The organism is Winslowiella toletana, from assembly GCF_017875465.1.
Lineage (GTDB): Bacteria > Pseudomonadota > Gammaproteobacteria > Enterobacterales > Enterobacteriaceae > Erwinia > Erwinia toletana.
Genome location: NZ_JAGGMQ010000001.1, coordinates 1,786,360 through 1,813,010, shown reverse-complemented (window position 1 = coordinate 1,813,010; position 26,651 = coordinate 1,786,360). Strand labels below are relative to the sequence as shown.

23 protein-coding genes, 2 tRNA genes and 1 pseudogene are annotated in these 26,651 nt (G+C 52.0%); 19 read left to right on the top strand and 7 right to left on the bottom strand.

Going from position 1 to position 26,651, the window contains the following annotated elements:
* Positions 1–207 precede the first annotated feature (207 nt).
* Positions 208–1,179 carry an octaprenyl diphosphate synthase gene (ispB, locus tag J2125_RS08460; RefSeq protein ID WP_017801448.1) on the bottom strand — a complete coding sequence of 324 codons (972 nt, stop codon included), beginning with the start codon at positions 1,177–1,179 and terminating at the stop codon, positions 208–210.
* Positions 1,180–1,562: 383 nt separating this feature from the next.
* Between ispB and rplU the strand changes: the two genes are divergently transcribed.
* From rplU to J2125_RS08440, 5 genes and pseudogenes are all read left to right on the top strand, one after another.
* Positions 1,563–1,874 (top strand): 50S ribosomal protein L21, encoded by a 312-nt coding sequence (gene rplU, locus J2125_RS08455; protein ID WP_017801447.1) that lies wholly within the window; start codon positions 1,563–1,565, stop codon positions 1,872–1,874.
* A gap of 15 nt (positions 1,875–1,889) precedes the next feature.
* Positions 1,890–2,147, top strand: a complete 258-nt coding sequence (gene rpmA / locus J2125_RS08450) for a 50S ribosomal protein L27 (RefSeq protein ID WP_017801446.1) — start codon at positions 1,890–1,892, stop codon at positions 2,145–2,147.
* A gap of 98 nt (positions 2,148–2,245) precedes the next feature.
* Positions 2,246–2,649, top strand: a pseudogene (locus tag J2125_RS24955) (EamA family transporter); the annotation flags it as partial.
* Positions 2,650–2,665: 16 nt separating this feature from the next.
* Positions 2,666–3,844, top strand: coding sequence for an Obg family GTPase CgtA (gene cgtA / locus J2125_RS08445; RefSeq protein ID WP_017801444.1), 1,179 nt, complete (start codon positions 2,666–2,668; stop codon positions 3,842–3,844).
* A gap of 350 nt (positions 3,845–4,194) precedes the next feature.
* On the top strand, positions 4,195–6,447 hold the full coding sequence (locus J2125_RS08440; protein ID WP_017801442.1) for a TonB-dependent siderophore receptor: 2,253 nt from the start codon (positions 4,195–4,197) through the stop codon (positions 6,445–6,447).
* A 38-nt stretch (positions 6,448–6,485) separates the two neighbouring features.
* Here J2125_RS08440 and J2125_RS08435 read toward each other — a convergent pair whose 3' ends face one another.
* The 5 genes from J2125_RS08435 to dacB form a co-directional block, all read right to left on the bottom strand.
* Positions 6,486–7,292 (bottom strand): hypothetical protein, encoded by an 807-nt coding sequence (locus J2125_RS08435; protein WP_017801441.1) that lies wholly within the window; start codon positions 7,290–7,292, stop codon positions 6,486–6,488.
* Complete coding sequence (locus J2125_RS08430) at positions 7,283–9,097, bottom strand: PI-PLC domain-containing protein (protein WP_017801440.1); 1,815 nt, start codon at positions 9,095–9,097, stop codon at positions 7,283–7,285. The genes J2125_RS08435 and J2125_RS08430 overlap by 10 nt, the downstream gene beginning before the upstream one ends.
* A 360-nt stretch (positions 9,098–9,457) precedes the next feature.
* Entirely contained in the window at positions 9,458–10,513 is a 1,056-nt protein-coding gene (gene pmrB, locus J2125_RS08425; protein ID WP_017801439.1) for a two-component system sensor histidine kinase PmrB, read from the bottom strand.
* The gene (gene pmrA / locus J2125_RS08420; RefSeq protein WP_026111742.1) at positions 10,510–11,172 is read right to left on the bottom strand and encodes a two-component system response regulator PmrA; all 663 of its coding nucleotides are present in this window, start codon (positions 11,170–11,172) and stop codon (positions 10,510–10,512) included. The genes pmrB and pmrA overlap by 4 nt, the downstream gene beginning before the upstream one ends.
* A gap of 6 nt (positions 11,173–11,178) precedes the next feature.
* On the bottom strand, positions 11,179–12,612 hold the full coding sequence (dacB, locus tag J2125_RS08415; protein WP_026111741.1) for a serine-type D-Ala-D-Ala carboxypeptidase: 1,434 nt from the start codon (positions 12,610–12,612) through the stop codon (positions 11,179–11,181).
* A gap of 251 nt (positions 12,613–12,863) precedes the next feature.
* Here dacB and greA point away from each other — a divergent pair, with 251 nt between their 5' ends.
* On the top strand, positions 12,864–13,340 hold the full coding sequence (greA, locus tag J2125_RS08410) for a transcription elongation factor GreA (RefSeq protein ID WP_017801436.1): 477 nt from the start codon (positions 12,864–12,866) through the stop codon (positions 13,338–13,340).
* 133 nt (positions 13,341–13,473) lie between these two features.
* Here greA and yhbY read toward each other — a convergent pair whose 3' ends face one another.
* Positions 13,474–13,767: a ribosome assembly RNA-binding protein YhbY gene (gene yhbY, locus J2125_RS08405; protein WP_017801435.1), complete on the bottom strand. Its 294-nt coding sequence runs from the start codon at positions 13,765–13,767 to the stop codon at positions 13,474–13,476.
* Between the two features lie 127 nt (positions 13,768–13,894).
* Here yhbY and rlmE point away from each other — a divergent pair, with 127 nt between their 5' ends.
* From rlmE to rpsO, 13 genes are all read left to right on the top strand, one after another.
* Positions 13,895–14,524, top strand: a complete 630-nt coding sequence (gene rlmE, locus J2125_RS08400; RefSeq protein ID WP_017801434.1) for a 23S rRNA (uridine(2552)-2'-O)-methyltransferase RlmE — start codon at positions 13,895–13,897, stop codon at positions 14,522–14,524.
* 180 nt (positions 14,525–14,704) lie between these two features.
* Positions 14,705–16,639 carry an ATP-dependent zinc metalloprotease FtsH gene (ftsH, locus tag J2125_RS08395; protein WP_017801433.1) on the top strand — a complete coding sequence of 645 codons (1,935 nt, stop codon included), beginning with the start codon at positions 14,705–14,707 and terminating at the stop codon, positions 16,637–16,639.
* A gap of 186 nt (positions 16,640–16,825) precedes the next feature.
* Positions 16,826–17,662, top strand: coding sequence for a dihydropteroate synthase (gene folP, locus J2125_RS08390; RefSeq protein WP_017801432.1), 837 nt, complete (start codon positions 16,826–16,828; stop codon positions 17,660–17,662).
* Between the two features lie 4 nt (positions 17,663–17,666).
* The gene (gene glmM / locus J2125_RS08385) at positions 17,667–19,001 is read left to right on the top strand and encodes a phosphoglucosamine mutase (RefSeq protein ID WP_017801431.1); all 1,335 of its coding nucleotides are present in this window, start codon (positions 17,667–17,669) and stop codon (positions 18,999–19,001) included.
* Positions 19,002–19,236: 235 nt separating this feature from the next.
* Positions 19,237–19,560: a preprotein translocase subunit SecG gene (gene secG, locus J2125_RS08380; RefSeq protein WP_017801430.1), complete on the top strand. Its 324-nt coding sequence runs from the start codon at positions 19,237–19,239 to the stop codon at positions 19,558–19,560.
* Between the two features lie 82 nt (positions 19,561–19,642).
* Positions 19,643–19,729: transfer RNA gene (locus J2125_RS08375), tRNA-Leu, on the top strand.
* A gap of 59 nt (positions 19,730–19,788) precedes the next feature.
* A tRNA-Met gene (locus J2125_RS08370) sits at positions 19,789–19,865 on the top strand.
* A gap of 210 nt (positions 19,866–20,075) precedes the next feature.
* Positions 20,076–20,528 carry a ribosome maturation factor RimP gene (rimP, locus tag J2125_RS08365; protein ID WP_026111740.1) on the top strand — a complete coding sequence of 151 codons (453 nt, stop codon included), beginning with the start codon at positions 20,076–20,078 and terminating at the stop codon, positions 20,526–20,528.
* Between the two features lie 24 nt (positions 20,529–20,552).
* On the top strand, positions 20,553–22,040 hold the full coding sequence (gene nusA, locus J2125_RS08360; protein WP_017801428.1) for a transcription termination factor NusA: 1,488 nt from the start codon (positions 20,553–20,555) through the stop codon (positions 22,038–22,040).
* Between the two features lie 17 nt (positions 22,041–22,057).
* Positions 22,058–24,733 carry a translation initiation factor IF-2 gene (infB, locus tag J2125_RS08355; protein ID WP_017801427.1) on the top strand — a complete coding sequence of 892 codons (2,676 nt, stop codon included), beginning with the start codon at positions 22,058–22,060 and terminating at the stop codon, positions 24,731–24,733.
* A gap of 68 nt (positions 24,734–24,801) precedes the next feature.
* Positions 24,802–25,203: a 30S ribosome-binding factor RbfA gene (gene rbfA / locus J2125_RS08350; RefSeq protein ID WP_017801426.1), complete on the top strand. Its 402-nt coding sequence runs from the start codon at positions 24,802–24,804 to the stop codon at positions 25,201–25,203.
* Positions 25,204–25,208: 5 nt separating this feature from the next.
* Positions 25,209–26,153: a tRNA pseudouridine(55) synthase TruB gene (truB, locus tag J2125_RS08345; protein WP_017801425.1), complete on the top strand. Its 945-nt coding sequence runs from the start codon at positions 25,209–25,211 to the stop codon at positions 26,151–26,153.
* 137 nt (positions 26,154–26,290) lie between these two features.
* On the top strand, positions 26,291–26,560 hold the full coding sequence (rpsO, locus tag J2125_RS08340; protein ID WP_017801424.1) for a 30S ribosomal protein S15: 270 nt from the start codon (positions 26,291–26,293) through the stop codon (positions 26,558–26,560).
* Positions 26,561–26,651: the final 91 nt, after the last annotated feature.

Genomic DNA, 26,651 nt, shown 5'->3' with positions numbered 1-26,651 from the left:
TTCATTAAATAAGTCCATTTATTGAAATCAGTGATAAGCCTGACTGATGTTACTGGATATTTTATAGCAATTATTGACTATGAAATTCCAGTAAAATTTGAGGCGAAAAGAAGGATTGTGTATTGGCGCGCAGAAGAGATGAAAATCGTTGCAACAACATTCGCGGGAGGAGAGGAGCGGGGAACGCCTGAACGCTCCCCGGATAAATCAGAACTCGCGCTGTACTGACATATGAGCCAGTGCTTCCAGCGCACTGCGCGACGGTGATTCAGGCAGCGCTTTTAAAGCTGCAATGGCTTTATCCGCTTCCTGTTCAGCGCGGCTGCGCGTCCATTCCAGCGAACCACATTGACGCATAGTTTCCAGAACTGGTTCCAGTAAATGGCGACCATTACCCTCTTCGATGGCTTGGCGAATCATCATCGCCTGTTCAGGGTTACCGTGCTGCATCGCATGAAGCAGCGGCAGCGTAGGCTTGCCTTCGCTGAGGTCGTCACCGACATTTTTGCCCAGCGTCTGACCATCTGCGCTGTAGTCCAGCAGATCGTCAATCAGCTGAAAAGCCGTGCCGATATAGCGTCCATAGTCCTGCAGCGCCTTTTCCTGCGCCTCGCTGGCATCGGCGAGGATCGCCGACGATTGCGCCGCAGCTTCAAATAAGCGCGCAGTTTTGCTGTAAATCACCCGCATATAACTCTCTTCAGTGATATCGGGATCGTTACAGTTCATCAGTTGCAGAACTTCGCCTTCTGCAATGACGTTAACCGCTTCTGACATCAGCGCCAGCACGCGTAATGAGCCAAGGCTGGTCATCATCTGGAAAGCGCGTGTGTAGATGAAATCGCCCACCAGTACGCTGGCGGCATTGCCAAATGCGGCATTGGCGGTGGCTTTACCACGACGCATATCGGATTCATCCACCACATCGTCGTGCAACAGCGTTGCGGTGTGAATAAATTCGATCAATGCAGCCACGGTGATGTGCTGCTTGCCCGTATAGTTGATGGCGCGTGCGGCGAGCACAGCGATCATCGGGCGAATACGTTTTCCCCCTCCGCTGATGATGTAATATCCCAACTGATTGATGAGAGAAACATCTGAATTCAGTTGTTCGAGGATTGTCTCGTTGACGGCCGCCATATCCTGCGCGGTTAATTCATTTATCTGTTCTAAGTTCATCAGTCTGTTCAGCTATCGCTCTGTTCACTGCTATACCCGTTATATTTCAAGCTGCCGGTGCGTTGGCTGCACCCGCTCACCCCAGTCACAGTGTTATCTGTGCTTCTGCGGATTCACGGGTTGGCCGCCTTACTGCAACCTGAACTATTCAGGGTTATGATAAGCGCCTTAGTTCGTGCTCGCGGCAAGTAATGTATTACAGATTGTACTTGAAAAACGAGGCGGATAAACGCCCACAATCACGCTGCGTTTTTTTTCTGCAATCCTTTGCATTGGACTCTTGTCAACTGCACGGAATTTGCGTAGAATTCGCGCCCTATTGTGAATATTTATAGCGCCGCCTGAAAATTAAAAGAAGGCAAGCGCGGAAAGCGGAGTTTTATATGTACGCGGTTTTCCAAAGTGGTGGTAAACAACACCGAGTAAGCGAAGGTCAGACCGTTCGCCTGGAAAAGCTGGACATCGCAACCGGCGAAACCATTGAGTTCGACCAGGTTCTGATGATTGCAAACGGCGAAGACGTTCAGATCGGCGCACCATTAGTATCTGGTGGCCTGATCAAAGCAGAAATCGTTGCTCACGGTCGTGGCGAGAAAATTAAGATCGTTAAGTTTCGTCGTCGTAAACACCACCGTAAGCAGCAAGGCCATCGTCAGTGGTTCACTGATGTGAAAATCACTGGCATCAGCGCCTAAGAGGAGATCTGACAAATGGCACATAAAAAGGCTGGCGGCTCCACTCGTAACGGTCGCGATTCCAATGCAAAACGCCTCGGCGTTAAGCGTTTCGGTGGCGAATCAGTTCTGGCTGGTAGCATCATCGTTCGTCAACGTGGCACCAAATTCCACGCTGGCAGCAATGTAGGTTGCGGTCGTGACCACACCCTGTTTGCAACTGCAAACGGCAAGGTCAAATTCGAAGTTAAAGGCCCGAACAACCGTAAGTATATCAGCATCGTTGCTGAGTAAGGTTTTCGCGTCATAAGCCGCTCTGCATAAAACGGCTTTAACTGACGAAGATAAGCCCCGCATTTGTTGCGGGGCTTTTTACATTTATGGGGTGACGCAAAAAAGTTTTGCTGCGCTGTCCCGACTCACAGCAAATTCTGTTTTTACTGTACACTTTATGTACTGTATTCTTATTGCCATTGGCGTAGCTGACTAAATTACTGCAGCCCGATGGCTGGCAAATGGTTTGCCTGTTGTTTTGCGGCCGCCAGCTATGGCGCGCTGGCAGGCGGCGCAGGTCAGCGCCTTAGTAACGTTGACCCTCTGATTTACGCTGCTGTTTTCAGAATTATTATCGCTGGCCTGGCCCGACTTTTTCGCGGCACCGATACTCAATCTGTTGGGTTATATCGGCGCGACAGGGGTGGTGGCTGGCGCCATGTTTTCCGCAATTGGTCATCGCTTGTGGCCTCAGCGGAACAAACCCGTCCCGGTGCCACCGCTCCGGTCAGCGGGCGAATGAGTTACGGAGAAGTAAAATGAAGTTTGTAGATGAAGCGACAATTCTGGTATCTGCCGGTGACGGCGGTAATGGCTGTGTAAGCTTCCGTCGTGAAAAATATATCCCTAATGGCGGCCCTGATGGTGGCGACGGCGGGGATGGCGGTGACGTCTATATGGTCGCCGATGAAAACCTGAATACCTTAATCGATTACCGTTTCGAGAAAGCTTTCCGCGCTGAACGTGGCCAGAATGGCCAAAGCCGTGACTGCACCGGCAAACGTGGTAAAGATATTGTGATCAAAGTGCCGGTTGGCACCCGTATTATCGATCAGGGCACCGGTGAAACCATTGGTGATATGACGCGCCATGAGCAGAAAACCATGGTGGCGAAAGGCGGCTGGCACGGTCTGGGAAATACCCGCTTTAAATCTTCCATTAACCGTACACCACGTCAGAAAACCATGGGTACTGCCGGTGAGAAGCGCGATCTGCAGTTAGAGCTGATGCTGCTGGCGGACGTGGGGATGCTTGGCCTGCCTAACGCCGGTAAATCGACCTTTATCCGCGCGGTTTCCGCCGCTAAGCCAAAAGTAGCGGACTATCCGTTTACCACGCTGGTGCCAAGCCTTGGTGTGGTGCGTATGGACAGCGAGAAAAGCTTTGTTATCGCTGATATCCCTGGCCTGATTGAAGGCGCTGCGGAAGGTGCTGGTCTGGGGATTCGCTTCCTGAAGCACCTTGAGCGTTGTCGCGTTCTGTTACACCTTATCGACCTGGCGCCAATCGATGAATCCGATCCGATTGAAAATGCCCGTATCATTGTCGGCGAACTGGAAAAATATAGCGAAAAGCTGTTCCAGAAACCGCGCTGGCTGGTGTTCAATAAAGTCGACTTGCTGGATGACGAAGAAGCCGCAGCACGGGCGAAAGCGATTGCTGACGCGCTGGGCTGGGATGATAAGTACTATCTGATCTCAGCGGCGAACCGCGCGGGCGTTAATACGCTGTGCTGGGATGTGATGTCATTTATCATTGCTAACCCGAAAGAAGCGCCGGAAGAAGAGAAAAAACCCGAGAAAGTCGAGTTTATGTGGGACGACTATCATCGTGAGCAACTGGCGGAAGCTGAAATTCCGGTTGAAGACGATGAAGAGTGGGATGACGACTGGGACGAAGATGACGACGAAGGTGTCGAAATCATCTATCAGCGTTAATACCAAACAGGGGGCACATTTATGTGCCCCTCTTTATTTGCACTCCTGTTGTAAAAACCTGCCTGATCCCCGCCAGAGCCACTTTCATCTGACTGAATGGTTTAGTAATGCAATTAATAATCGCATTGATAATTATTTGCATTTGCAATACGGTGTTTCCGCTCAACGTTAAGCGGTAACAATGAGTGTCATGGCGGCCCCCAATCCACGCGTTATTTTGCCCCATACGTTTTGGCTGAAATCCCGTTTCAGCAGGGGAGCCGCCGTTCCTTCAGCGACACAACACGTCAGTATTGTTGGCGAGGTCAGATCGCGATTACGCCGCGATGTGGATTTTCCAGGATAATAAAATGAAGAAACTTTCGCGTTTATCTTTAGCAATTTTAATTGTGCCAGGCATGGTCACAGCATTTTCTTCCCCTGCGGCGCAGGCAGCAGAGAGCAGCAGCGCTACGGCTGAAAGCATTGATGCCACTGAAGGCACCATGCTGGTTACCGCCGCGGAGCAAACGCTTCAGGCGCCCGGTGTCTCAACCATTACCGCCGATGAAATCAAAAAAAGACCGCCTGCGCGCGATGTCTCTGAAATTATTCGCACCATGCCGGGCGTCAATCTGACCGGCAACTCCACCAGTGGTCAGCGTGGCAACAACCGTCAGATCGATATTCGCGGCATGGGGCCGGAAAATACCCTGATGCTGATCGATGGCCGGCCGGTGACCAGCCGCAATTCAGTGCGTCTGGGCTGGCGCGGCGAGCGCGATACGCGTGGTGACAGCAACTGGGTGCCACCGGAAATGATCGATCATATTGAGGTGATTCGCGGCCCGGCGGCGGCGCGTTATGGGAATGGCGCAGCTGGCGGCGTGGTAAATATCATCACCAAAAAGGCAAGTGACCAGTGGCATGGCTCCTGGGACAGTTATTTTAATGTGCCGCAGCACAGTGATGAAGGCGCAACAAAGCGTACCAACTTCAGTCTGACCGGGCCGCTGGGCGATGATGTCAGCTTCCGTCTGTATGGCGGTTTAAGTAAAACGCAGGCAGATGCGCAGTTTATTAACGAAGGCCAGCAGTCGCTGCGTACCGGTACCTATGCGGACACGGTACCTGCGGGGCGTGAAGGTTCGGTCAATAAAGATATCAACGGCTTGCTGCGCTGGGCCTTTGCGCCGATGCAGGCGCTGGAGTTTGAGGCGGGTTACAGCCGTCAGGGCAACCTGTATGCCGGTGACACGCAAAATACCAATACCAGCGCGCTGGTGCAGAGTAAGTATGGTGATGAAACTAACCGCATGTATCGCCAGAATTTTGCCATCACCTGGACTGGCGCCTGGGATAATGGCGTCAGTACGAAAAACTTCGCGCAGTATGAAAATACCCGCAACTCGCGCTTAAATGAGGGGCTGGCGGGCGGTACCGAAGGGATTTTCGCCAATGACAGCTACTCTGATATCCAGCTGGACGATGTACTGCTGCACAGTGAAGTGAGCATTCCTTTTGAATGGCTGGTGAATCAGACCGTCACCATTGGCAGCGAGTGGAATCAGCAGCGCATGAAGGATAACTTGTCGAATACTCAGGCGCTGTCGGGCGGTGATATCGATGGTATCAGCAGCAGCAACCGCAGTCCGTACTCTTCGGCTGAGATCTTCTCACTGTTTGCTGAAGACAATATGGAGCTGACTGACAGCACCATATTGGTACCGGGCCTGCGTTTTGATCATCACAGTATTGTCGGTGATAACTGGAGTCCGTCACTAAACCTGACGCAGGGGCTGGGCGATGACTTCACGCTGAAGATGGGCATTGCCCGCGCCTGGAAGGCGCCGAGCCTGTATCAGACCAACCCGAACTATGTGCTGTACAGCCGTGGCCAGGGTTGCGCCGACAGTTCCGGCGCCTGTTATCTGATCGGTAATGACGATCTGAAAGCGGAAACCAGTATTAATAAAGAGATCGGGCTGGAGTATAAGCACGAAGGCTATCAGGCGGGCATCACCTGGTTCCGTAATGATTATCGCAATAAGATCGAAGCCGGTTATCTGCCTTCCGGCACCTCAACCAGCGGCACCACTGACGTCTACAAATGGGAAAATGTGCCGAAAGCGGTGGTCGAAGGGCTGGAAGGGACGGTAAATATCCCGGTGAGTGACAGCATTAGCTGGAATAACAATCTGACGTATATGTTGCAGAGTAAGAATAAGGAGACTGGTGATCGTCTGTCGATCATTCCTGAATATACCCTGAACTCCACGCTGGCATGGCAGGCGATGCAGGATCTGTCGCTGCAAACCACCCTGACATGGTATGGCCGTCAGACGCCGAAGAAGTATAACTACAAAGGGGAAGCGGTCAGCGGCTCGGAGCTGAATGAAGTTAGCCCTTACTCGGTTATCGGCCTGAGCGGCACTTATGATGTCAATAAGTACGCCAGTGTGACGCTGGGTATCGACAACCTGTTTGATAAACGTCATTACCGTCAGGGTAATGCGCAGACCACAGGTAACGACACCACCAGCTCTTATATGTATGGCGCCGGCGCTAATACCTATAACGAATCAGGGCGGACTTTCTATATGAGTCTGAATACGCACTTCTGATGATCCGCGGGGAAAGGCAACTTTCCCCGTAGTTCAGCTTATTTCCTTGCGGTAAGCCATTGATAAAAATTCACTATCGGCTGAGTGAGAAACGCCAGCGGGCGCTCTGCCGATTTTTTTAATGCGACCAGCTCCTGCAGGCGTTCATCCTGTTCCAGCACACACTTTTCCAGCCTGGCTTCGTTGGGTCTGCTGCTGCCGTGATGCTGATACCATAATTGATACATCGTTGATTGTTGTTTAATATCTTTCGCCATTTCGCCTCCCGCAGATATGGGGTGCAGATGTTGCAGATTGCCGTTGAAAGTATTGAGATCATTGGGCAGCAGGTCAGTATGGTTGGCGATATCAAGCGCAATTGGCTTGCTATTCTTGTTCTGCAATAACTGATTATAACAATCCCCACACTTCGCCCGCTCTTGCCGTGTGTAGTCGATCATCTGCTGGCTGGTAGTGCTGATTAGCGTCAACGGATCACCTGCAATGCGGCCGGGAATATCGTCAGCTGTACACTGATGTACAAACAGCGTTCTGAGAGATTCCAGGATATCCAGCTGCTGCCAATTTTGCTCCTGGTCCGCACCAACTAACAGTTTACCCGCCTGTTGCGCGTAGAGACCGATATAAGTCTCGCATTGTTGGTGCTTTTCCAGCTTCGCGTTGAGCGCTTCGACGCATGCTGTGGCCTGACTGGTCAGACTGTAATATGCTCCCCGGGAAAATTGGGGCGAAGGCATTGCCTGAAAATTAGTGACATTGCGTAGCGCGCCAGACCATGTCGCAACCTTTCTGACGGATGTAAGGTTAACGAAGGTCAGGTTATTACCAGGTGAAGTTATTTCCATTTATCTTCCTCTCGTAAATATTTTCTGTGTTGATAATGACAATCCTTGTGGCTGAGCGGCGGAGATGATCCCTGCGACAACGAACACTGGTCCGGCGTTTGCTGCTTACCTTCTGTGGTGGCCGGCGTAGTGCCGTTGGCTCTGTGTACTTGCGCGCGTATTAACTCGACCACTGAAGGGGGTGGGAACATATCATTTATCACCGCCCGCCCTAAATATTCCCAGTTAGCATTACTGGTTGAGTCAGTTGGAAAATACCAGTAATTAGTGGTTCTTAACAGAAAGAATTCGCGGGTGTTATTGTAGGGATTGTCATACATATAGACATCGCCAATATTACCGCGCAAATTGCTGCCATCCCATAAACAGGGAATTTGCAACAGGCTGCCGTTTAGCGCGGTGGCGAACAGGCGGTATCGTGGTTGCGAGAGGTCAAACGATAATCCACCCGCAGGAACGCCCCCTTCATATCGCCAGTGAATATACACGGCTTTCCAGTCGCTGTTCTCCATCCGCGGCAAAGGGAATAATCCATAGGCCGCATTTCTTTTTCTCTGAAAATAATACCAAACATTATCATAATAAGTGTGGTAAAAATCCCCTTCACGACTCCATTCGTCGAAATAGCCCCATACCTTGACGCCATAGCTAAAATTAATACTGACGTCGCGAAAGTAATTTCCATGGATACAGTTATCGACTAACCTTTGCCGTAATGACCAGTCAGTATTAATAATATTAAAGCGTTGAATATAACTATTTTGATCGGTTGAATAGAACCATTCGCGAATTTTTGATGAAAAATCATCCGGAACATGGAATGGCAGAACGTATTTAGCGCATTGTACCGCGCGCAACTCCCAGTCAGGTTTTTGCTCACGTCCAGGCAATCCATCCATCCATCTTTTTAGCGCGGCTGTGGTGATCAGATTATTACCGTGCCACAGCCGGTTCACATCGTTCCAGAACATCGTGTCCCGATGGCGATCGCCCCAGGCAATCACCACCCGACGTGGTGTCGCCCAGATATCACGTATACGCAGATTGGCCATGCCTGAAGGGATAATCCGTCCTTCACCCAGCGTCTGCTTAATCAACGACGCCAGTTCAGCGTATGCACTGTCCGTGAAATTTGAAAGATTATGGAAATTAAGAATAATAATTTCCAGCGGATAGTTGAAAAGAAAGGCATTGATGGCATCAAGAATGTCGGTTTTAATCGTGCGCCCGGAAGTGATATCGCCATGGTGAATAATAAAACGTCGCGGATCGCCTGCCGGGTAACCTGAATAAAATCGTGCGCGGATATCCAGCACCCGAATGCCCCAGTAAAGCTGCCGGTAAGGGGCTAAATCCTGACAGGTGGTATTCGACGAGGTATAGGGCGCTTGCTTATCCGATCCTGAGTTATGGCTGCCGGGCAGTAACAAGTCCTGGATGCGCAAACGGGAGAGTCCACTGTATCTCTCCATCCAGTTGTGGCGAACGTTATTGGGCGAGCAGACACCGGTTTCAATATTACCGCCGGGGCAACCGGAGCGCAGAGTTTCATCTTCCTCCAGTTCGTCATCGCCTGACTCATCGTCGCCATTCGGCCAGTCGTCGGCATTACACGGCATACCGGCATTTTCATCTTCTGTTAATGTGTAAGCCGCATACTCCCGATCGATTTGCAACATCTCCCGTTTTGCATAATTGTCGTCAAACTCACACAAATGACCGTATTCATCCAGATCGCCATATAGCACATCATATTGAATAGCGTGATGTTTCAGTTCAGAAAGGGTGTGTATTTTTGTCGCCATTTTATCACCTCGCTTTAACGCTCTGAGGAAACTTATTGCGATAATGTTGTCCGCTAATATTTTAATTAACTAACCTGAAATGGATTTAGTCTGTGACGGGAAAGGGAAAATATAATTAACCGCTGGCAGGCGATTAACAGAATAGTCAGGTTATCACTGGCTCTTCTTTATGCAGGAAAACTATTTTGGTGGTTTCAGTCTGGTTGTTTTATTGAGGCCAGCAGGGTGGGGGGCTGGGAATATTCCGAAATACGCTCTGCCGAAGCGGCGGAGAAAATACTTTTTTACGGTTTGTATCGCCCGGAAATGTTACATGCGCCTTTTGCCATGACCGTATTTGCTATTAAAAAGCAAATAAGGTTACAGCGTAGTGGGCAGCCAGCAGCGGGCAGAGAGTCCGCTACGATCTTCGCGATTTTTAAGTTCAAGTTTACCGCGATGCAGCTGCACAATACGCATCACGATATTTAATCCTAAACCACTGCCGCCGTAGCGCTGATCCATGCGCCGGAAGGCTTTGGTCAACTCCTGCGTCGCACTTTCCTCAATGCCCGGGCCTTCATCATGCACCACCAGCACCACACCCTGCTGCTGCTGCGCCAGCTCAACACTGATATGGCTACCAACCGGGCTGTAACGCGAGGCATTCTCCAGCAGATTACGCAGCATTAAACGAATCAATACCGCATCCCCCTGCACCGTCAGCGAGGTGGTCTGCGGCCATTGCAGACTCTGTTCGCGCTGCGCCATCAGCTCATTCATCTCTTGCTGTAACGGCAGAATAATATCCTGGCTGATATTCAGCGTCTGGTAGTGACCACTGGCTAACGCCTGGCCGGCACGTGACAGCATCAGCAGTTGTTCAATCACATGCATCAGTTGATCAATGCGCGCCACCAGCATCGCACCCTGCTTCACGCCATCCTGTTGCAGCAGTTCCAGGTGCAAACGCAATCCGGCCAGCGGCGTGCGCAGCTCATGGGCAGCGTCGGCGGTAAACAGCCGCTCCTGTTGCAGCGTATGGTCGAGACGACCCAGCAACTGGTTCAGAGAACCGGTGACCGCGACGATCTCATCCATATCGGAGTAAAGCGGCAGTGGGGTGAGATTATCGGCGGAGCGTTCGGCGAGGCTGTGTTGCAGTGATTTCAGTGGACGGATAATCCAGCTGATCGCCCAGAAAGAGAGCAGCAGCGTAAAGCACACCATCACCAGTGAAGGCAGTAACAGTGAGGCGATGGCTTCACGAATCTCATTTTCTACCTGCTGATTGCGGGCTTTGGCGGAGAGGGTTTCATTTACCAGAAAGCTAATCTGCTCGCGGCTTTCATGCCACAGCCAGATGGCGCTCATCAGCTGGCAGGTCAGCAGTATCAGCGCCAGCATCATCAGCAAACGCCGACGCATGCTGTTCATGCGCGTTCTTCCAGCCGGTAGCCGACGCCGCGCACGGTTCTGATCCGGTCTTTACCCAGCTTGCGGCGCAGATTATGGATATGCACTTCAAGAGTGTTAGAACCGGTATCATCCTGCCAGCTATAGAGATCCTGCTGCAGTGTCTCACGATGGACGGTTTCACCAATGCGCATTAACAGACGAGTGAGCAGTGCAAACTCTTTCGGTGTGATTTCAACCGGTTGCTGTTCAACAAATACCTGCTGCGAGGAGAGATTTAACGCCAGGTCGCCATGCAGCAGCTGATTATCGCTGCGTCCCTGATAGCGGCGGATCAACGCCCGCGCCCGCGCTTTCAGCTCGGCCAGCGCAAACGGTTTAATCAGATAGTCATCTGCGCCAGCATCGAGGCCGTTAACGCGATCTTCCAGCGCATCACGCGCCGTCAGGATCAGCACCGGCAGGTCAATCCCCTCGCGACGCCACTGACGCAGCAGTTCGGCGCCATCGCGGTCCGGCAGACCTAAATCGAGCACAATCAGACTGTACTGCGCACTGTGCAGCAATGCGTTGCCCTGCGCGGCGCTGGCCGCGCAATCCACGGCATAGCCTTCGCCACTCATGGCAAGGGCAACACCTTCCTGCAACAACAAATCATCTTCAATAATCAGTACTTTCATCAGCACTCAGTTATTTTGATAAATATCTTTATAGAGACGGCTCTCAAAGCGCACCAGTGGAATACGGCGCTGGCGCTGATCCTGCGGTGGAACCGCATAGCCAGAGAGGAACTGGACAAAAGCCACCCGCTGACCGCTGGCGGTAGTCAGGAATCCTGCCAGATTATAGACGCCCTGCAATGAACCGGTTTTTGCCGAGAGCTTGCCATCGACGCCCGCCTCATGCAGACCGCCGCGATAGCGTAAGGTGCCATCATAACCTGATAGCGGCAGCATGGAGATAATATTCAGCTGCTGATCGTTCTGCGCAATATATTGCAATACCTGCATCATGGTGGCCGGAGAGATTAAATCGTGGCGCGACAGACCAGAACCATCCACCTGAATGCTGTTGCCGAGATCGATATTGGCTTTCTGCCGCAGGATCTGGCGCACCGCATCAGATCCCGCACGCCAGGTGCCCGGCACATTAAAACGTTCGTGACCGATAGTCCGGAATACTGTATCAGCAATCATATTGTCGGACTTTTTCAGCATGATTTTCAGCAGATCGCGCAGTGGCGCGGATTGCGTCTGCGCCAGCACGGTGCCGGCGTCATTTGGCCGTCTTTCGCGCACCAGATGACCACTGTAATCGATGCCGGCATCCTGTAACTCATCTTTCAGAATCGCCCCGGCGTAGCTGGCGCCATCCTGCACCGCGAAAGCCAGCGGCAGCGGATCGGAGCGCTGTGTCATACAGCCGGTAAGGGTAAAGCGGTTAAGTTCACCCGGCATCACATCCAGTTCGCAATATTGCGCGTCCGCTGAGCCTTTTGCCAGGGTGCGCACATCACTGAACATATTTACCGGGTAATATGAGGCAACGCGGATAAAGGCGTTATCACCCGGGTTTGGCGCGCTGTAAAGTGAGACTGAGAAGCAGTTGCGATCTACAATGGCCGCGCCTGGCGGGGCGCTGAAGCACTGGGTCATATCATTCCACGGCCAGCCCGGCGCTTTATCATGGCTGGCGAATACCGAGGTATCGATAACCAGATTGCCCTGAATATGCTGTACACCCTGTTTCTTTAATACCGCGACCATATTGCGCAGATCCTGACGTGTCAGCGTCGGATCGCCGCCAAAACGCGCAATCAGATCGCCACGCAGGGTGCCATCAGCCAGTGAGCCTTTGCTCTCCAGGGTGGTGTGGAAACGGTAGTCCGGACCCAGTTGCAGCAGTGCTGCCAGTGCAGTGACCACTTTCATGGTACTGGCCGGCAGCGCCATCTGTTGACCGTGATAATCAATAATCGGCGTGGTTGCGCCTGTTTTCTGTACCAACAGCGCCAGATTTGCTCCATCAGGCAAATATTGGCTGTATTCTTCTACGGGCGCAGCGTTTGCTTGCAGCATAAACGCGAAGGTAAATCCGGTAACAAGTCGTGAAAATCGCATAATCTCGCGGTACTGACAGTAAACGAGCCGTCATACTACGGTGCATTGAGGTGCAAAGTAAACGATGACCCATAAGGAACTCTGGGTTAAAATACGTATCAAAATGCAAAACCGATCCTGACCCTGGGGATATTCTCCGGGTCAGGTTTCTTTTGTTTGCAATTCAGCAGTAAGCGCCGCAGAACGCGGTATCTGCAGTCACCCCGTCAGGATGACGACACTTTGAACAGGACAGATTACGAGGTATTGAGATGAACCAGATTCCGATGACGTTAAGGGGCGCAGAGAAATTGCGCGAAGAGCTCGAAGAGCTGAAAACCGTTAAACGCCCCAGAATTATTGCCTCAATTGCTGATGCACGTGAGCATGGTGATTTAAAAGAGAACGCTGAATATCATGCTGCGCGTGAAGAGCAGGGGTTCTGTGAAGGCCGCATTCAGGAAATTGAAGCTAAACTTTCTAATGCCCAGGTGATCGACGTCACTAAAATGAACGCCAATGGTCGCGTCATCTTTGGTTCCACGGTTAGCGTGTTAAACGTGGAGAGTGATGAAGAGTTTACCTATCGGATTGTTGGCGATGATGAGGCGGACTTTAAACAGAACCTGATCTCCGTTAATTCGCCGATGGCGCGTGGCCTGATCGGCAAAGAAGTTGACGATGTGGTGGTGATCAAAACGCCAGGCGGCGACGTAGAGTATGAAATTCTGAAAATTGAATACATCTGACGGCCGGACTGATTGACCCATCGATTGTAAAGAAAGGAAAAAGGCCGCGGTGCGGCCTTTTATCTGATGCAGGAGCATGGCACTTTTGCCATCTAATGGGCCTTGAGCACCGTGAAGTGCGTCTTTCAGGCCATTAACGCGGAATGGAAATTTTGCGTTCCTTTGATGGACGATACAGCACCAGCGTTTTGCCGATTACCTGCACGTTACTTGCACCCGTCTCGCGCACAATTGCCTCTACCACAAGGGTTTTGGTTTCACGGTCTTCCGTGGCGATTTTCACCTTGATTAGCTCATGGTGGGCGAGTGCTTGTTCGATCTCGGCCAGCACACCTTCAGTCAGGCCATTGTTGCCCAGCATGACGACGGGCTTTAACGGATGGGCCAGACCTTTCAGGTGCTGTTTTTGTTTGGTACTCAGATTCATCGTATTTTTTACTTACATTGGGATTGAAAACGGTACATTCTACCGCCATCTCGAGTGTATCACCAAACGGCAGAACCGTTTTGGGCGGTTTATTTATCGCTTATGATGAAGAATAGTTGGAAATTGTATGACTGGTAAAAAGCGTTCGGCCAGTTCCAGCCGCTGGCTGCAGGAACACTTTAGCGATAAATATGTGCTTCAGGCGCAGAAAAAAGGGTTGCGCTCGCGCGCCTGGTTTAAACTTGATGAAATACAGCAGAGCGATAAGCTGTTCAAGCCGGGTATGACCGTCGTCGATCTTGGCGCGGCCCCGGGTGGCTGGTCGCAGTATGTAGTCACGCAGATTGGTAATAAGGGTCGCATTATCGCCTGTGATATTCTGCCGATGGATCCTATCGTCGGTGTCGATTTCCTTCAGGGCGATTTTCGTGAAGAATTAGTGCTTAAGGCGCTGCTGGAACGCGTTGGTGAAGAGAAAGTTCAGGTTGTGATGTCGGATATGGCGCCCAACATGAGCGGTACACCTGCCGTTGATATTCCCCGGTCGATGTATTTAGTTGAACTGGCGCTTGAGATGTGTCGTGATGTTCTGGCACCTGGCGGCAGTTTTTTAGTGAAAGTATTTCAGGGAGATGGCTTTGATGAATACCTCCGGGAAATTCGCTCCCTGTTTACGAAAGTAAAAATTCGTAAGCCGGACGCTTCGCGGGCTCGATCGCGTGAAGTGTACATTGTAGCGACAGGGCGCAAACTATAGCCAAAATAACTGGAATTGCAGCAAGGCGGCAAAAGAGCGAGTCCCGCTGAGCTTACACAAGTAAGTGATTCGGGCGAGCGAATGCAGCCAACACAGCTGCGATTCCAAGTATGAAGGATATATAGTACCCTACGCTGTCTGTTAACACAGTTGTAATATGAGGTTAATCCCTTGAGTGACATGGCGAAAAACCTGATTCTCTGGTTGGTCATCGCAGTCGTGCTGATGTCTGTATTCCAGAGCTTTGGGCCCAGCGAGTCGAGTGGCCGTAGGGTTGATTACTCAACCTTCCTGTCAGAAGTGAACCAGGATCAGGTCCGCGAGGCACGTATTAACGGGCGTGAAATCAACGTAACCAAAAAAGACAGTAATCGATACACGACCTACATCCCTGTCAACGATCCCAAGTTGCTCGATAACCTGTTGACCAAAAATGTAAAAGTTGTCGGTGAACCACCAGAAGAGCAGAGCCTGCTGGCTTCAATCTTTATTTCCTGGTTCCCGATGCTGTTGTTGATCGGTGTCTGGATCTTCTTTATGCGTCAGATGCAAGGCGGCGGCGGTAAGGGCGCGATGTCCTTCGGCAAGAGCAAGGCCCGCATGCTGACTGAAGACCAGATCAAAACCACCTTTGCCGACGTTGCAGGTTGTGACGAAGCAAAAGAGGAAGTCGCCGAGCTGGTGGAATACCTGCGCGAGCCGAGCCGCTTCCAGAAACTGGGTGGTAAAATTCCGAAAGGCGTACTGATGGTGGGGCCGCCGGGTACCGGTAAAACCCTGCTGGCGAAAGCGATTGCTGGCGAAGCAAAAGTGCCGTTCTTTACCATTTCCGGTTCTGACTTCGTTGAAATGTTCGTCGGTGTGGGTGCATCCCGCGTCCGTGATATGTTCGAACAAGCGAAGAAAGCTGCGCCTTGTATCATCTTTATCGATGAAATTGACGCCGTCGGCCGTCAGCGTGGCGCCGGTTTAGGCGGTGGTCACGATGAGCGTGAGCAGACTCTGAACCAGATGCTGGTTGAGATGGATGGCTTTGAAGGCAATGAAGGCATTATCGTTATTGCTGCGACTAACCGTCCTGACGTACTGGACCCTGCGTTACTGCGTCCGGGCCGTTTCGACCGTCAGGTTGTGGTCGGTCTGCCAGATGTCCGTGGCCGTGAACAGATTCTGAAAGTGCATATGCGTCGCGTGCCATTAGCGACTGATATTGATGCGTCAGTGATTGCCCGTGGTACACCTGGCTTCTCCGGTGCGGATTTGGCAAACCTTGTCAACGAAGCAGCGCTGTTTGCAGCGCGCGGTAACCGCCGTGTGGTGTCAATGGTTGAGTTCGAAAAAGCGAAAGACAAAATTATGATGGGTGCGGAACGTCGCTCCATGGTAATGACGGAAGCGCAAAAAGAGTCAACCGCTTACCACGAAGCAGGTCACGCGATTATCGGCCGTCTGGTGCCAGAGCATGATCCGGTGCATAAAGTGACGATTATTCCGCGCGGACGTGCGCTGGGTGTGACTTTCTTCCTGCCTGAAGGCGACGCCATCAGCGCCAGCCGTCAGAAACTGGAAAGTCAGCTCTCCACGCTGTACGGTGGCCGTCTGGCTGAAGAGATTATCTACGGTGTGGAACATGTTTCTACCGGTGCTTCTAACGACATTAAAGTCGCTACTAACATCGCGCGCAACATGGTCACTCAGTGGGGCTTCTCGGAAAAACTGGGTCCATTGCTGTATGCCGAAGAAGAGGGTGAAGTATTCCTCGGTCGTTCGGTGGCGAAAGCCAAGCATATGTCAGATGAGACCGCGCGCATTATCGACCAGGAAGTTAAACTGCTGGTTGAGCAGAACTACCAGCGCGCCCGCCGACTGTTAAATGAGAATATGGACATCCTTCACGCGATGAAAGACGCGCTGATGAAGTATGAAACCATTGATGCGCCACAGATTGATGATTTGATGGCACGCCGTGAAGTTCGCCCGCCAGCGGGTTGGGATGATTCAGGCAGCACCAATAACTCAGATAACAGCGGTACGCCAAAAGCGCCGCGTCCGGTCGATGAACCACGTACGCCAAACCCAGGCAATACCATGTCTGAGCAGTTAGGCGACAAATAATTCAGATTTGTTGAATCGACTGACCCCCTGTAAAACCCCGGCGCTGACCGGGGTTTTTTTATGATGCCATGGTTATGTATAGTGCACATCGTCGGCACGGGCGGCGAGAACAGCGCCCCTACAATTAAATCGCGATCTTATGTAGGGGAGCCGTTATCGGCTCCCTTTTACCAAAGGAAAATCAAAATGAAGCTGCACGCCAGAAACTCGGTTTTGGATCTCTCTTATCCACAAGTAATGGGCATTTTGAATGTCACGCCAGACTCTTTTTCCGATGGCGGTAAACATAATTCACTGATTCAGGCGCTGACTCATGCCAACGAAATGATCAATGCCGGTGCGACCATTATTGATATCGGTGGTGAGTCAACGCGTCCGGGCGCGGCGGAAGTCAGTGTTGAAGAGGAGCTGGAACGGGTGATTCCAGTGGTGGAAGCGATCGCGCAGCGTTTTGAAGTATGGATCTCGGTGGATACCTCAAAGCCTGAAGTGATCCGTGAATCGGCGCGAGTGGGCGCTCACATTATTAATGATATTCGCTCGCTGCAGGAGCCTGGTGCGCTGCAAGCGGCGGCGGAAACGGGCTTGCCGGTGTGTCTGATGCATATGCAGGGTAACCCGCAGTCGATGCAGCAGGCGCCGCACTATGACAATCTGCTGGCGGAAGTCGATGCTTATTTTGTGCAGCAGATCGCACGTTGCACGGCAGCAGGCATTAAAAAAGAGCAGTTGCTGCTCGACCCGGGCTTTGGTTTCGGTAAGAATCTGTCTCACAATTATCAACTGCTGGCGCATCTGGCCGATTTTCACCATTTCGGTTTGCCGCTGTTAGTCGGAATGTCGCGTAAATCGATGGTAGGACAGCTGCTGAATGTCGGACCTTCGCAGCGTTTAACCGGCAGTATTGCCTGCGCGGTCATTGCCGCGATGCAGGGTGCGCAAATTGTGCGCGTACATGATGTTAAAGAAACCGTCGAGGCGATGCGAGTTGTCGAAGCGACACGATCAGCGAAGGAAGAGTAACGCTATGAGTAATCGTAAGTATTTTGGTACCGATGGCATTCGCGGCAAAGTGGGTGAAACACCGATTACCCCTGATTTTGTGCTGAAGCTTGGCTGGGCGGCTGGCAAGGTGCTGGCGAGTCACGGCTCAAAGAAAATTATCATCGGTAAAGATACACGCATTTCAGGCTATATGCTGGAGTCGGCGCTGGAAGCGGGTCTTGCAGCGGCGGGACTTTCTGCGGCCTTTACCGGCCCGATGCCTACGCCAGCGGTAGCTTACCTGACGCGTACCTTCCGTGCGGAAGCAGGGATTGTTATTTCCGCCTCCCATAACCCTTTCGATGACAACGGCATTAAATTCTTCTCGATCGATGGCACCAAATTGCCTGATGAAGTGGAAGAGGCGATTGAAGCCGAGATGGAAAAACCCATTACCTGCGTCGATTCAGCCGAACTGGGCCGTGCCAGTCGCATTGTTGATGCCGCCGGTCGCTATATCGAATTCTGTAAAGGCACCTTTCCAAGCGAGCTCAGTCTGAACGGGCTGAAAATTGTGGTGGACTGCGCGAATGGCGCGACTTATCACATCGCGCCAAATGTGCTGCGTGAACTGGGGGCAACCGTTATTGCCATTGGCTGCACGCCGGACGGGATGAATATCAATAAAGAGTGCGGCGCTACCGATGTGCGGATGTTGCAGGCGCGCGTACTGGCTGAGAAGGCCGATATCGGCCTGGCTTATGACGGTGACGGCGACCGCATTATGATGGTTGACCATCTGGGCAATAAAGTCGATGGCGACCAGATTCTGTATATTATTGCCCGTGAAGGGCTACGTCAGGGGCAGCTGCGCGGTGGTGTAGTGGGCACGCTGATGAGCAATATGGGGCTGGAGCTGGCGCTGAAGCAGCTGGGTATTCCCTTTGTGCGCGCCAAAGTGGGTGACCGCTACGTGCTGGAGAAGCTGCAGGAGAAGGGCTGGCGCATCGGCGCGGAAAACTCTGGTCATGTCATTCTGCTGGATAAAACTACCACCGGTGACGGCATTGTGGCAGGTTTGCAAGTACTTACCGCTATGGTGCGCAACCATATGACGCTGCATGACCTGTGCAGCGGTATGAAGCTGTTGCCACAGATTCTGGTGAATGTCCGTTTCAGTGGTGAAAGCGATCCGCTGGAAGATGCGACAGTAAAAGAGATCACTGCCGGTGTGGAGAAAGAGTTACATGGCCGCGGTCGGGTATTATTACGTAAATCCGGCACTGAGCCGTTGATCCGCGTGATGGTGGAAGGCGAAGATGAAGCGCAGGTCACCGCGCTGGCCCATCGTATCGCCGATGCGGTGAAGGCAGTCTGATCCTCCTTCCCCCGTCTGACGGGGGAAGGGACAGTTAACCGACCGTTTTTTCACCGTAAATCGCACTTTTGCGGTTTTTTTTCCGCAATCAGCTACGGGCATTGAAATTGCACTTGCGTGTACAGGGTCCTTTGGTTAGTATTCACACCCGCTTCAGGTGGGTAATGACGACAACATCCATTTGACTGGTGTGAAGCTTTTGATGTGCGGTAACCGCGCAAGGAACAGGTTGATTATGTACGAAGCTCTTCTGGTAATTTTCCTTATTGTGTCTATCGGCCTTGTAGGTCTGATCATGCTGCAACAAGGTAAAGGCGCTGATATGGGAGCCTCCTTCGGTGCAGGCGCTTCCGGTACACTGTTTGGTTCAGGCGGTTCAGGCAACTTTATGACCCGTATGACTGCAGTGCTGGCAACCCTGTTCTTCATTATCAGCCTGGTTCTGGGTAACCTGAACAGCAACAAAACCACCAAGGGCAGCACGTGGGAAAATTTGACCGCGCCAGCCCAGTCTGAACAGACTGCGCCAGCGAAACCGGCAAGCGATATCCCGCAGTAAGAAAGTCGTTACAGTTTTGTTTCGCTGCGACAGAAATAAAAAGTCGCCGACATTAAAGTCGTAAAAAAAATCGTAATATAGTGCCGAGGTGGTGGAATTGGTAGACACGCTACCTTGAGGTGGTAGTGCCCGATTGGGCTTACGGGTTCAAGTCCCGTCCTCGGTACCAAATCTCAGTATTACTTGCATTTATTGCATGTTCGGCGTAATATTCGCCACGTTTTCGGACGCGGGGTGGAGCAGCCTGGTAGCTCGTCGGGCTCATAACCCGAAGGTCGTCGGTTCAAATCCGGCCCCCGCAACCACTTTCCCTTAGAGTTCTTTTTCAAATATACTGTATGCATCGTATGGCGCATCTCAGTGAGTTTTGAAAAAAATTCTTTTGGATTGTGCCGAGCCGCACTTGCGGCGTACAGGGTCCAGTCGCATTAAGCCCCGAATTTTCGGGGTTTTTTGTTATCAGGCTATCGTAACACTGGGCTATTAGGCCCTTTTTTTATGTCTTGGGGGTGGCCTTGTCCACATTAGAGCAAAAATTAACAGAGCTGATTTCGGCACCGGTAGAAGCGCTTGGCTACGAACTGGTAGGCATTGAGTTTGTGCGAGCTCGCACTTCCACGTTGCGCATCTATATTGATAGTGAAAACGGTATCAATGTTGACGATTGTGCTGATGTAAGCCATCAGGTGAGCGCGGTAATGGATGTCGAAGATCCTATCACTGTCGCCTACAACCTTGAAGTTTCCTCACCGGGCCTTGAACGCCCCCTGTTTACCGCAGCACACTACGCGCAATTCGTTGGCGAAACCGTTAATGTCGTATTGCGTATGGCCGTACAAAACCGCCGCAAATGGCAGGGCATCATTAAATCTGTTGAAGGTGAAATGATCACTGTTACCGTTGAGGGTAGCGATGAAGTGTTCGCACTGACTAATATTCAGAAAGCGAACCTGGTCCCCCACTTTTAAACGTCCGGATTGAGGCTAACCAGGATGAACAAAGAAATCTTAGCTGTTGTAGAGGCAGTTTCTAACGAGAAATCTCTCCCGCGCGAGAAGATTTTCGAAGCGCTGGAGAGCGCGCTGGCCACTGCGACCAAGAAAAAATACGAACAAGAGATCGATGTTCGCGTTAGCATCGATCGGAAAAGCGGCGATTTTGATACCTTCCGCCGTTGGGTGATAGTGGACGAAGTGACACAACCAACCCGCGAAATCACGCTGGATGCAGCGCGCTATGAAGACGAATCTTTCGATCTCGGCGGTTATGTTGAAGATCAGATTGAATCTGTCACCTTCGACCGCATCACCACCCAGACCGCGAAGCAAGTTATCGTACAGAAAGTACGTGAAGCTGAACGCGCGATGGTGGTTGATCAGTTCCGTGAGCATGAAGGCGAAATCATCACTGGCGTGGTGAAGAAAGTAAACCGCGACAACATCACCTTAGACCTCGGTAGCAATGCGGAAGCGGTTATCGTGCGTGAAGATATGTTGCCACGTGAAAACTTCCGTCCGGGTGACCGAATTCGCGGCGTGCTGTACGCTGTGCGTCCGGAAGCGCGTGGTGCGCAGCTGTTTGTCAGCCGCGCCAAACCGGAAATGCTGATTGAACTGTTCCGCATTGAAGTGCCGGAAATCGGCGAAGAAGTGATTGAAATCAAAGCGGCCGCACGTGATCCAGGCTCTCGCGCCAAGATTGCAGTGAAAACCAACGACAAGCGTATCGACCCGGTTGGTGCTTGTGTTGGCATGCGCGGAGCGCGTGTTCAGGCGGTATCCAGCGAATTAGGCGGTGAGCGTATTGATATTGTGCTGTGGGACGATAACCCGGCGCAGTTCGTAATCAATGCGATGGCCCCTGCTGATGTCGCGTCTATCGTGGTGGATGAAGATAATCACACCATGGATATCGCTGTTGAAGCCGGAAATCTGGCTCAGGCGATCGGCCGTAACGGCCAAAACGTGCGTCTGGCATCTCAGCTGAGTGGCTGGGATCTGAACGTGATGACGGTCGACGACCTGCAAGCCAAGCACCAGGCTGAAGCACATGCAGCCATTGACGTCTTTACCAAACATCTTGATATCGATGAAGAATTTGCCACCGTTCTGGTTGAAGAAGGTTTCTCCTCTCTGGAAGAACTGGCCTATGTGCCAATCAACGAACTGCTGGAAATCGATGGCCTCGATGAAGATATGGTAGAAGCGCTGCGCGACCGTGCGAAAAATGCGTTGACCACTCTGGCACTGGCAAAAGAAGAGAGCCTTGGCGATACCAAACCGGCAGATGATTTACTGAATCTGGAAGGTCTGGAGCGCGCAATGGCATTCAAACTGGCGGCAAAAGGTGTTTGCACGCTGGAAGATCTTGCTGAGCAGGGTGTTGACGATCTGTCGGATATTGAAGGCCTCAGCGATGAGCAGGCCGGCGAGCTGATTATGGCTGCGCGCAATATCTGCTGGTTCGGTGACGACGCGTAATAACAGGAAGGAACAGCATGACAGATGTAACCGTAAAATCGCTGGCTGCAGAGATTGAGACTCCGGTGGAACGCCTGGTACAGCAATTTGCTGACGCAGGGATCCGCAAGTCTGAAACTGACTCTGTGACCCAGCAAGAAAAAGAAACCTTACTGACGCACCTGAATCGTGAGCACGGCAGCGTGTCAAGTAAACTGACTTTGCAGCGCAAGACGCGTAGCACCTTGAATATTCCTGGCACCGGGGGTAAAAGTAAATCGGTGCAAATCGAAGTCCGCAAAAAGCGCACCTATGTGAAAGGCGAAACTGACGCTGAACAAGCGGAAGCAGAAGCGCTGGCGCAGCGTGAAGCGGAAGAACAGGCTCGTCGTGAAGCTGAAGAAAAAGCTAAACGTGATGCCGCAGATAAAGCTAAGCGTGAGGCTGAAGAACAGGCTAAACGTGAAGCCGCCGACAAAGCAAGGCGCGAAGCAGCGGAAAAAGATAAAGTGAGCAATCAACCTACCGACGAAATTACCCGGGCAAATCAGTCAGATAAAGCCCGCCGCGAAGCCGAAGCTGCAGAGCTGAAGCGTAAAGCCGAAGAAGAAGCGCGCCGCAAGATTGAAGAAGATGCTAAGCGCGTAGCTGAAGAGGCCCGTAAAATGGCAGAAGAGAAAGGTGAAAGCTGGACCGTAGCGTCCGAAGAGCCTGAAGACACTTCTGATTACCACGTCACCACATCTACGCATGCTCGTCAGGCTGAAGATGAGAACGACCGTAAGGTTGAAGGTGAACGTCGTAGCCGTCCGGTGAAAGCCGTGCGTCAGAAAAAAGGCAATAAACACTCAGAATCGAAAGCTGACCGCGAAGAAGCGCGTGCTCAGGTTCGTGGTGGTAAAGGCAAGCGTAAGCCAAGCACCCTGCAGCAGGGCTTTAACAAGCCGGCGCAGGCGGTTAACCGTGATGTGATCATCGGCGAAACCGTGACCGTGGCCGAACTGGCCAACAAAATGGCGGTGAAAGGCTCCCAGGTCATCAAAGCGATGATGAAAATGGGCGCAATGGCAACCATCAATCAGGTTATCGACCAGGAAACTGCTCAGATGGTCGCGGAAGAGATGGGTCACAAAGTTACCCTGCGCCGCGAGAATGAGCTGGAAGAAGCGGTAATGAGCGATCGTGACACTGATGCAGCGTTAGAATCACGCGCACCAGTGGTTACCATTATGGGTCACGTTGACCATGGTAAAACCTCGCTGCTGGACTACATTCGCTCCACCAAAATCGCCTCTGGCGAAGCGGGCGGCATTACTCAGCACATCGGTGCTTACCACGTCGAAACCGACAACGGTATGATCACTTTCCTTGATACCCCAGGCCACGCCGCGTTTACCGCGATGCGCGCCCGTGGTGCTCAGGCGACCGATATCGTTATCCTGGTAGTCGCGGCGGATGATGGCGTGATGCCACAGACCATCGAAGCTATCCAGCACGCCAAAGCGGCGAAAGTGCCGGTTGTGGTTGCGGTAAACAAAATTGATAAGCCAGACGCGGACGCGGATCGTGTTAAAAACGAACTGACCCAGTACGGCATCATCCCGGAAGAGTGGGGCGGCGAGAACATGTTCGTTAGTGTCTCCGCTAAAGCTGGTACCGGTATTGATGACCTGCTGAACGCGATTCTGCTGCAGGCTGAAGTCCTTGAACTGAGCGCAGTGCGTCAGGGGATGGCAAGCGGCGTAGTGATCGAATCCTTCCTGGATAAAGGTCGCGGCCCGGTTGCCACCGTGCTGGTGCGTGAAGGTACGCTGAATAAAGGCGATATCGTGCTGTGCGGCTTTGAGTATGGTCGTGTGCGTGCGATGCGTGACGAATTAGGTCGCGAAGTGCTGGAAGCGGGTCCGTCTATCCCGGTTGAAATCCTTGGTCTGTCCGGCGTGCCGGCAGCGGGTGATGAAGCAACCGTGGTACGTGACGAGAAGAAAGCACGTGAAGTGGCGCTGTATCGTCAGGGCAAATTCCGCGAAGTTAAACTGGCTCGCCAGCAGAAATCTAAGCTGGAAAACATGTTCGCCAACATGACCGAAGGCGAAGTGTCCGAGCTGAACATTGTGATGAAAGCCGACGTACAGGGTTCTGTCGAAGCGATTGCCGATTCACTGCAGAAGCTCTCCACCGACGAAGTGAAGGTGAAGATTGTGGGTTCAGGCGTAGGTGGTATCACCGAAACCGACGCCACCCTGGCTGCAGCGTCCAACGCTATCCTGATCGGCTTTAACGTTCGTGCTGATGCCTCTGCGCGCCGCGTGATTGATGCAGAAAGTTTGGATCTGCGTTACTACTCCGTCATCTATAATCTGATTGACGAAGTTAAGCAGGCGATGAGCGGTATGCTGGCACCTGAGTACAAACAGCAGATTATCGGTCTGGCTGAAGTACGTGACGTGTTCAAATCACCGAAATTTGGTGCTATCGCCGGTTGTATGGTGACCGAAGGTAACATCAAGCGTCACAACCCGATTCGTGTTCTGCGTGACAACGTGGTTATCTACGAAGGCGAGCTGGAATCCCTGCGCCGCTTTAAAGATGACGTTAACGAAGTCCGTAACGGCATGGAATGTGGTATCGGCGTGAAGAACTACAACGATGTGCGTCCTGGCGATATGATTGAAGTATTCGAAATTATCGAGATCCAGCGTACCATCGATTAATGGTCGCCTGAAAAAGTGACTTATTTGGGAGGCCGTTGCGCCTCCCGAATTATTTGGAGAGTATTAATATGGCGAAAGAATTTGGTCGCCCACAGCGTGTCTCCCAGGAGTTGCAGAAAGAGATCGCGATGATTTTACAGCGTGAGATTAAAGATCCGCGTCTGGGCATGATGGTTACAGTGTCCGGCGTCGACGTCTCGCGCGATCTGGCCTATGCCAAAGTGTTTGTCACCTTCCTGAATGACAAAGACGAAGCGGCGATTAAAGCGGGCTTACGTGCGCTGGGCGATGCCTCTGGCTATATCCGCACCCTGCTGGGCAAAGCGATGCGTCTGCGTATCGTGCCTGAGCTGACCTTCTTCTACGATAACTCGTTAGTTGAAGGCATGCGTATGTCTAACCTTGTCACTAATGTAGTGAGAAATGACGATGAACGTCGTGCTCCTGCGGAAGAAGACAAGGAGGACTAAACCTTATGAGTCGTCCTCGTCGTCGCGGCCGCGATATTCATGGCGTGCTGCTGCTGGATAAGCCACAGGGCTTGTCGTCGAATGATGCGCTGCAAAAAGTAAAACGGCTGTATAACGCCAACCGCGCAGGGCATACCGGCGCGCTGGATCCGCTGGCAACCGGCATGTTGCCGATTTGCCTCGGTGAAGCCACCAAGTTTTCCCAGTACCTGCTGGATTCTGACAAACGCTACCGCGTGATTGCCCGTCTGGGTCAGCGTACGGATACTTCCGACGCTGATGGCGTGGTGATCAGCGAACGTCCGCAGACTTTCAGCCAGCCAATGCTGGATGCCGCGCTGGAAAGCTTCCGTGGTGAAACGCAGCAGGTGCCATCGATGTACTCGGCGCTAAAATACCAGGGGCGCAAACTGTATGAGTATGCGCGTGAGGGTATCGAAGTACCGCGTGAAGCACGCAGCATTGTGGTCTACGAGCTGAAGTTTATTCGCTGGGAAGGCGACGAGCTGGAGCTGGAAATCCACTGCTCGAAAGGCACCTATATTCGCACCATTATCGACGATCTGGGTGAACAGCTGGGTTGTGGCGCGCATGTGATTATGCTGCGTCGTCTGCAGGTCGCAACTTATCCGCTGAGTATGATGGTCACACTGGAGCAGCTGCAGGCGCTGGTTGAGCAGGCCAATGCCGAAGGCAGCGCGTCGGCGGATAAACTCGATCCTCTGCTGATGCCAATGGACAGTCCGGCAGCGGCGTTTCCTGAAGTTAATTTGCTGACCGTTGTCGCCGCTTACTTTAAGCAGGGACAGCCGGTACAAGCTTCTGGCGTACCGGCTCAGGGCTTAGTGCGCGTCACCGAAGGTGATGAGCGTAAGTTTATCGGTATGGCGGAAATTGATGACGATGGCCGTGTGGCGCCACGTCGTCTGGTCGTTGAATATTCTGATTGAGTCATTTGCCAACGCAGTTGGCTCAGAGTAGAATAGCGCGGCTTTATACCCTGGTACAGGTTACGCAGGGTATAACATTGGGTAGCTGAATTAGAGATCGGCGCCTGTAAATTTATCTTAAAATCTGGAGTTGTATTATGTCTCTAAGTGTTGAAACTAAAGCACAAATCGTTGCTGATTTCGGTCGTGGCGCTAACGACAGTGGTTCTACTGAAGTTCAGGTTGCTCTGCTGACTGCGCAGATTAACCATCTGCAGGGTCACTTCTCTGAGCACAAAAAAGACCACCACAGCCGTCGCGGTCTGCTGCGTATGGTTTCCCAGCGTCGTAAGCTGCTGGATTACCTGAAAGGCAAAGACGTTGCGCGTTACACCAGCCTGATCGAGCGTCTGGGTCTGCGTCGCTAAGTCTGAAAGGCTGAGAATCTGTTCTGAAACGTCCGTCGGCGTTAAACTGACGAAAGCACGGCTTGATGAACAGATTCGTGCGAGTTTCGCT

Excerpts from the sequence above, each read along its gene's own strand:
- ispB (WP_017801448.1), bottom strand. The coding sequence starts at position 1,179 with ATGAACTTAGAACAGATAAATGAATTAACCGCGCAGGATATGGCGGCC.
- rplU (WP_017801447.1), top strand. The coding sequence starts at position 1,563 with ATGTACGCGGTTTTCCAAAGTGGTGGTAAACAACACCGAGTAAGCGAA.
- rpmA (WP_017801446.1), top strand. The coding sequence starts at position 1,890 with ATGGCACATAAAAAGGCTGGCGGCTCCACTCGTAACGGTCGCGATTCC.
- cgtA (WP_017801444.1), top strand. The coding sequence starts at position 2,666 with ATGAAGTTTGTAGATGAAGCGACAATTCTGGTATCTGCCGGTGACGGC.
- J2125_RS08440 (WP_017801442.1), top strand. The coding sequence starts at position 4,195 with ATGAAGAAACTTTCGCGTTTATCTTTAGCAATTTTAATTGTGCCAGGC.
- J2125_RS08435 (WP_017801441.1), bottom strand. The coding sequence starts at position 7,292 with ATGGAAATAACTTCACCTGGTAATAACCTGACCTTCGTTAACCTTACA.
- J2125_RS08430 (WP_017801440.1), bottom strand. The coding sequence starts at position 9,097 with ATGGCGACAAAAATACACACCCTTTCTGAACTGAAACATCACGCTATT.
- pmrB (WP_017801439.1), bottom strand. The coding sequence starts at position 10,513 with ATGAACAGCATGCGTCGGCGTTTGCTGATGATGCTGGCGCTGATACTG.
- pmrA (WP_026111742.1), bottom strand. The coding sequence starts at position 11,172 with ATGAAAGTACTGATTATTGAAGATGATTTGTTGTTGCAGGAAGGTGTT.
- dacB (WP_026111741.1), bottom strand. The coding sequence starts at position 12,612 with ATGCGATTTTCACGACTTGTTACCGGATTTACCTTCGCGTTTATGCTG.
- greA (WP_017801436.1), top strand. The coding sequence starts at position 12,864 with ATGAACCAGATTCCGATGACGTTAAGGGGCGCAGAGAAATTGCGCGAA.
- yhbY (WP_017801435.1), bottom strand. The coding sequence starts at position 13,767 with ATGAATCTGAGTACCAAACAAAAACAGCACCTGAAAGGTCTGGCCCAT.
- rlmE (WP_017801434.1), top strand. The coding sequence starts at position 13,895 with ATGACTGGTAAAAAGCGTTCGGCCAGTTCCAGCCGCTGGCTGCAGGAA.
- ftsH (WP_017801433.1), top strand. The coding sequence starts at position 14,705 with ATGGCGAAAAACCTGATTCTCTGGTTGGTCATCGCAGTCGTGCTGATG.
- folP (WP_017801432.1), top strand. The coding sequence starts at position 16,826 with ATGAAGCTGCACGCCAGAAACTCGGTTTTGGATCTCTCTTATCCACAA.
- glmM (WP_017801431.1), top strand. The coding sequence starts at position 17,667 with ATGAGTAATCGTAAGTATTTTGGTACCGATGGCATTCGCGGCAAAGTG.
- secG (WP_017801430.1), top strand. The coding sequence starts at position 19,237 with ATGTACGAAGCTCTTCTGGTAATTTTCCTTATTGTGTCTATCGGCCTT.
- nusA (WP_017801428.1), top strand. The coding sequence starts at position 20,553 with ATGAACAAAGAAATCTTAGCTGTTGTAGAGGCAGTTTCTAACGAGAAA.
- infB (WP_017801427.1), top strand. The coding sequence starts at position 22,058 with ATGACAGATGTAACCGTAAAATCGCTGGCTGCAGAGATTGAGACTCCG.
- rbfA (WP_017801426.1), top strand. The coding sequence starts at position 24,802 with ATGGCGAAAGAATTTGGTCGCCCACAGCGTGTCTCCCAGGAGTTGCAG.
- truB (WP_017801425.1), top strand. The coding sequence starts at position 25,209 with ATGAGTCGTCCTCGTCGTCGCGGCCGCGATATTCATGGCGTGCTGCTG.
- rpsO (WP_017801424.1), top strand. The coding sequence starts at position 26,291 with ATGTCTCTAAGTGTTGAAACTAAAGCACAAATCGTTGCTGATTTCGGT.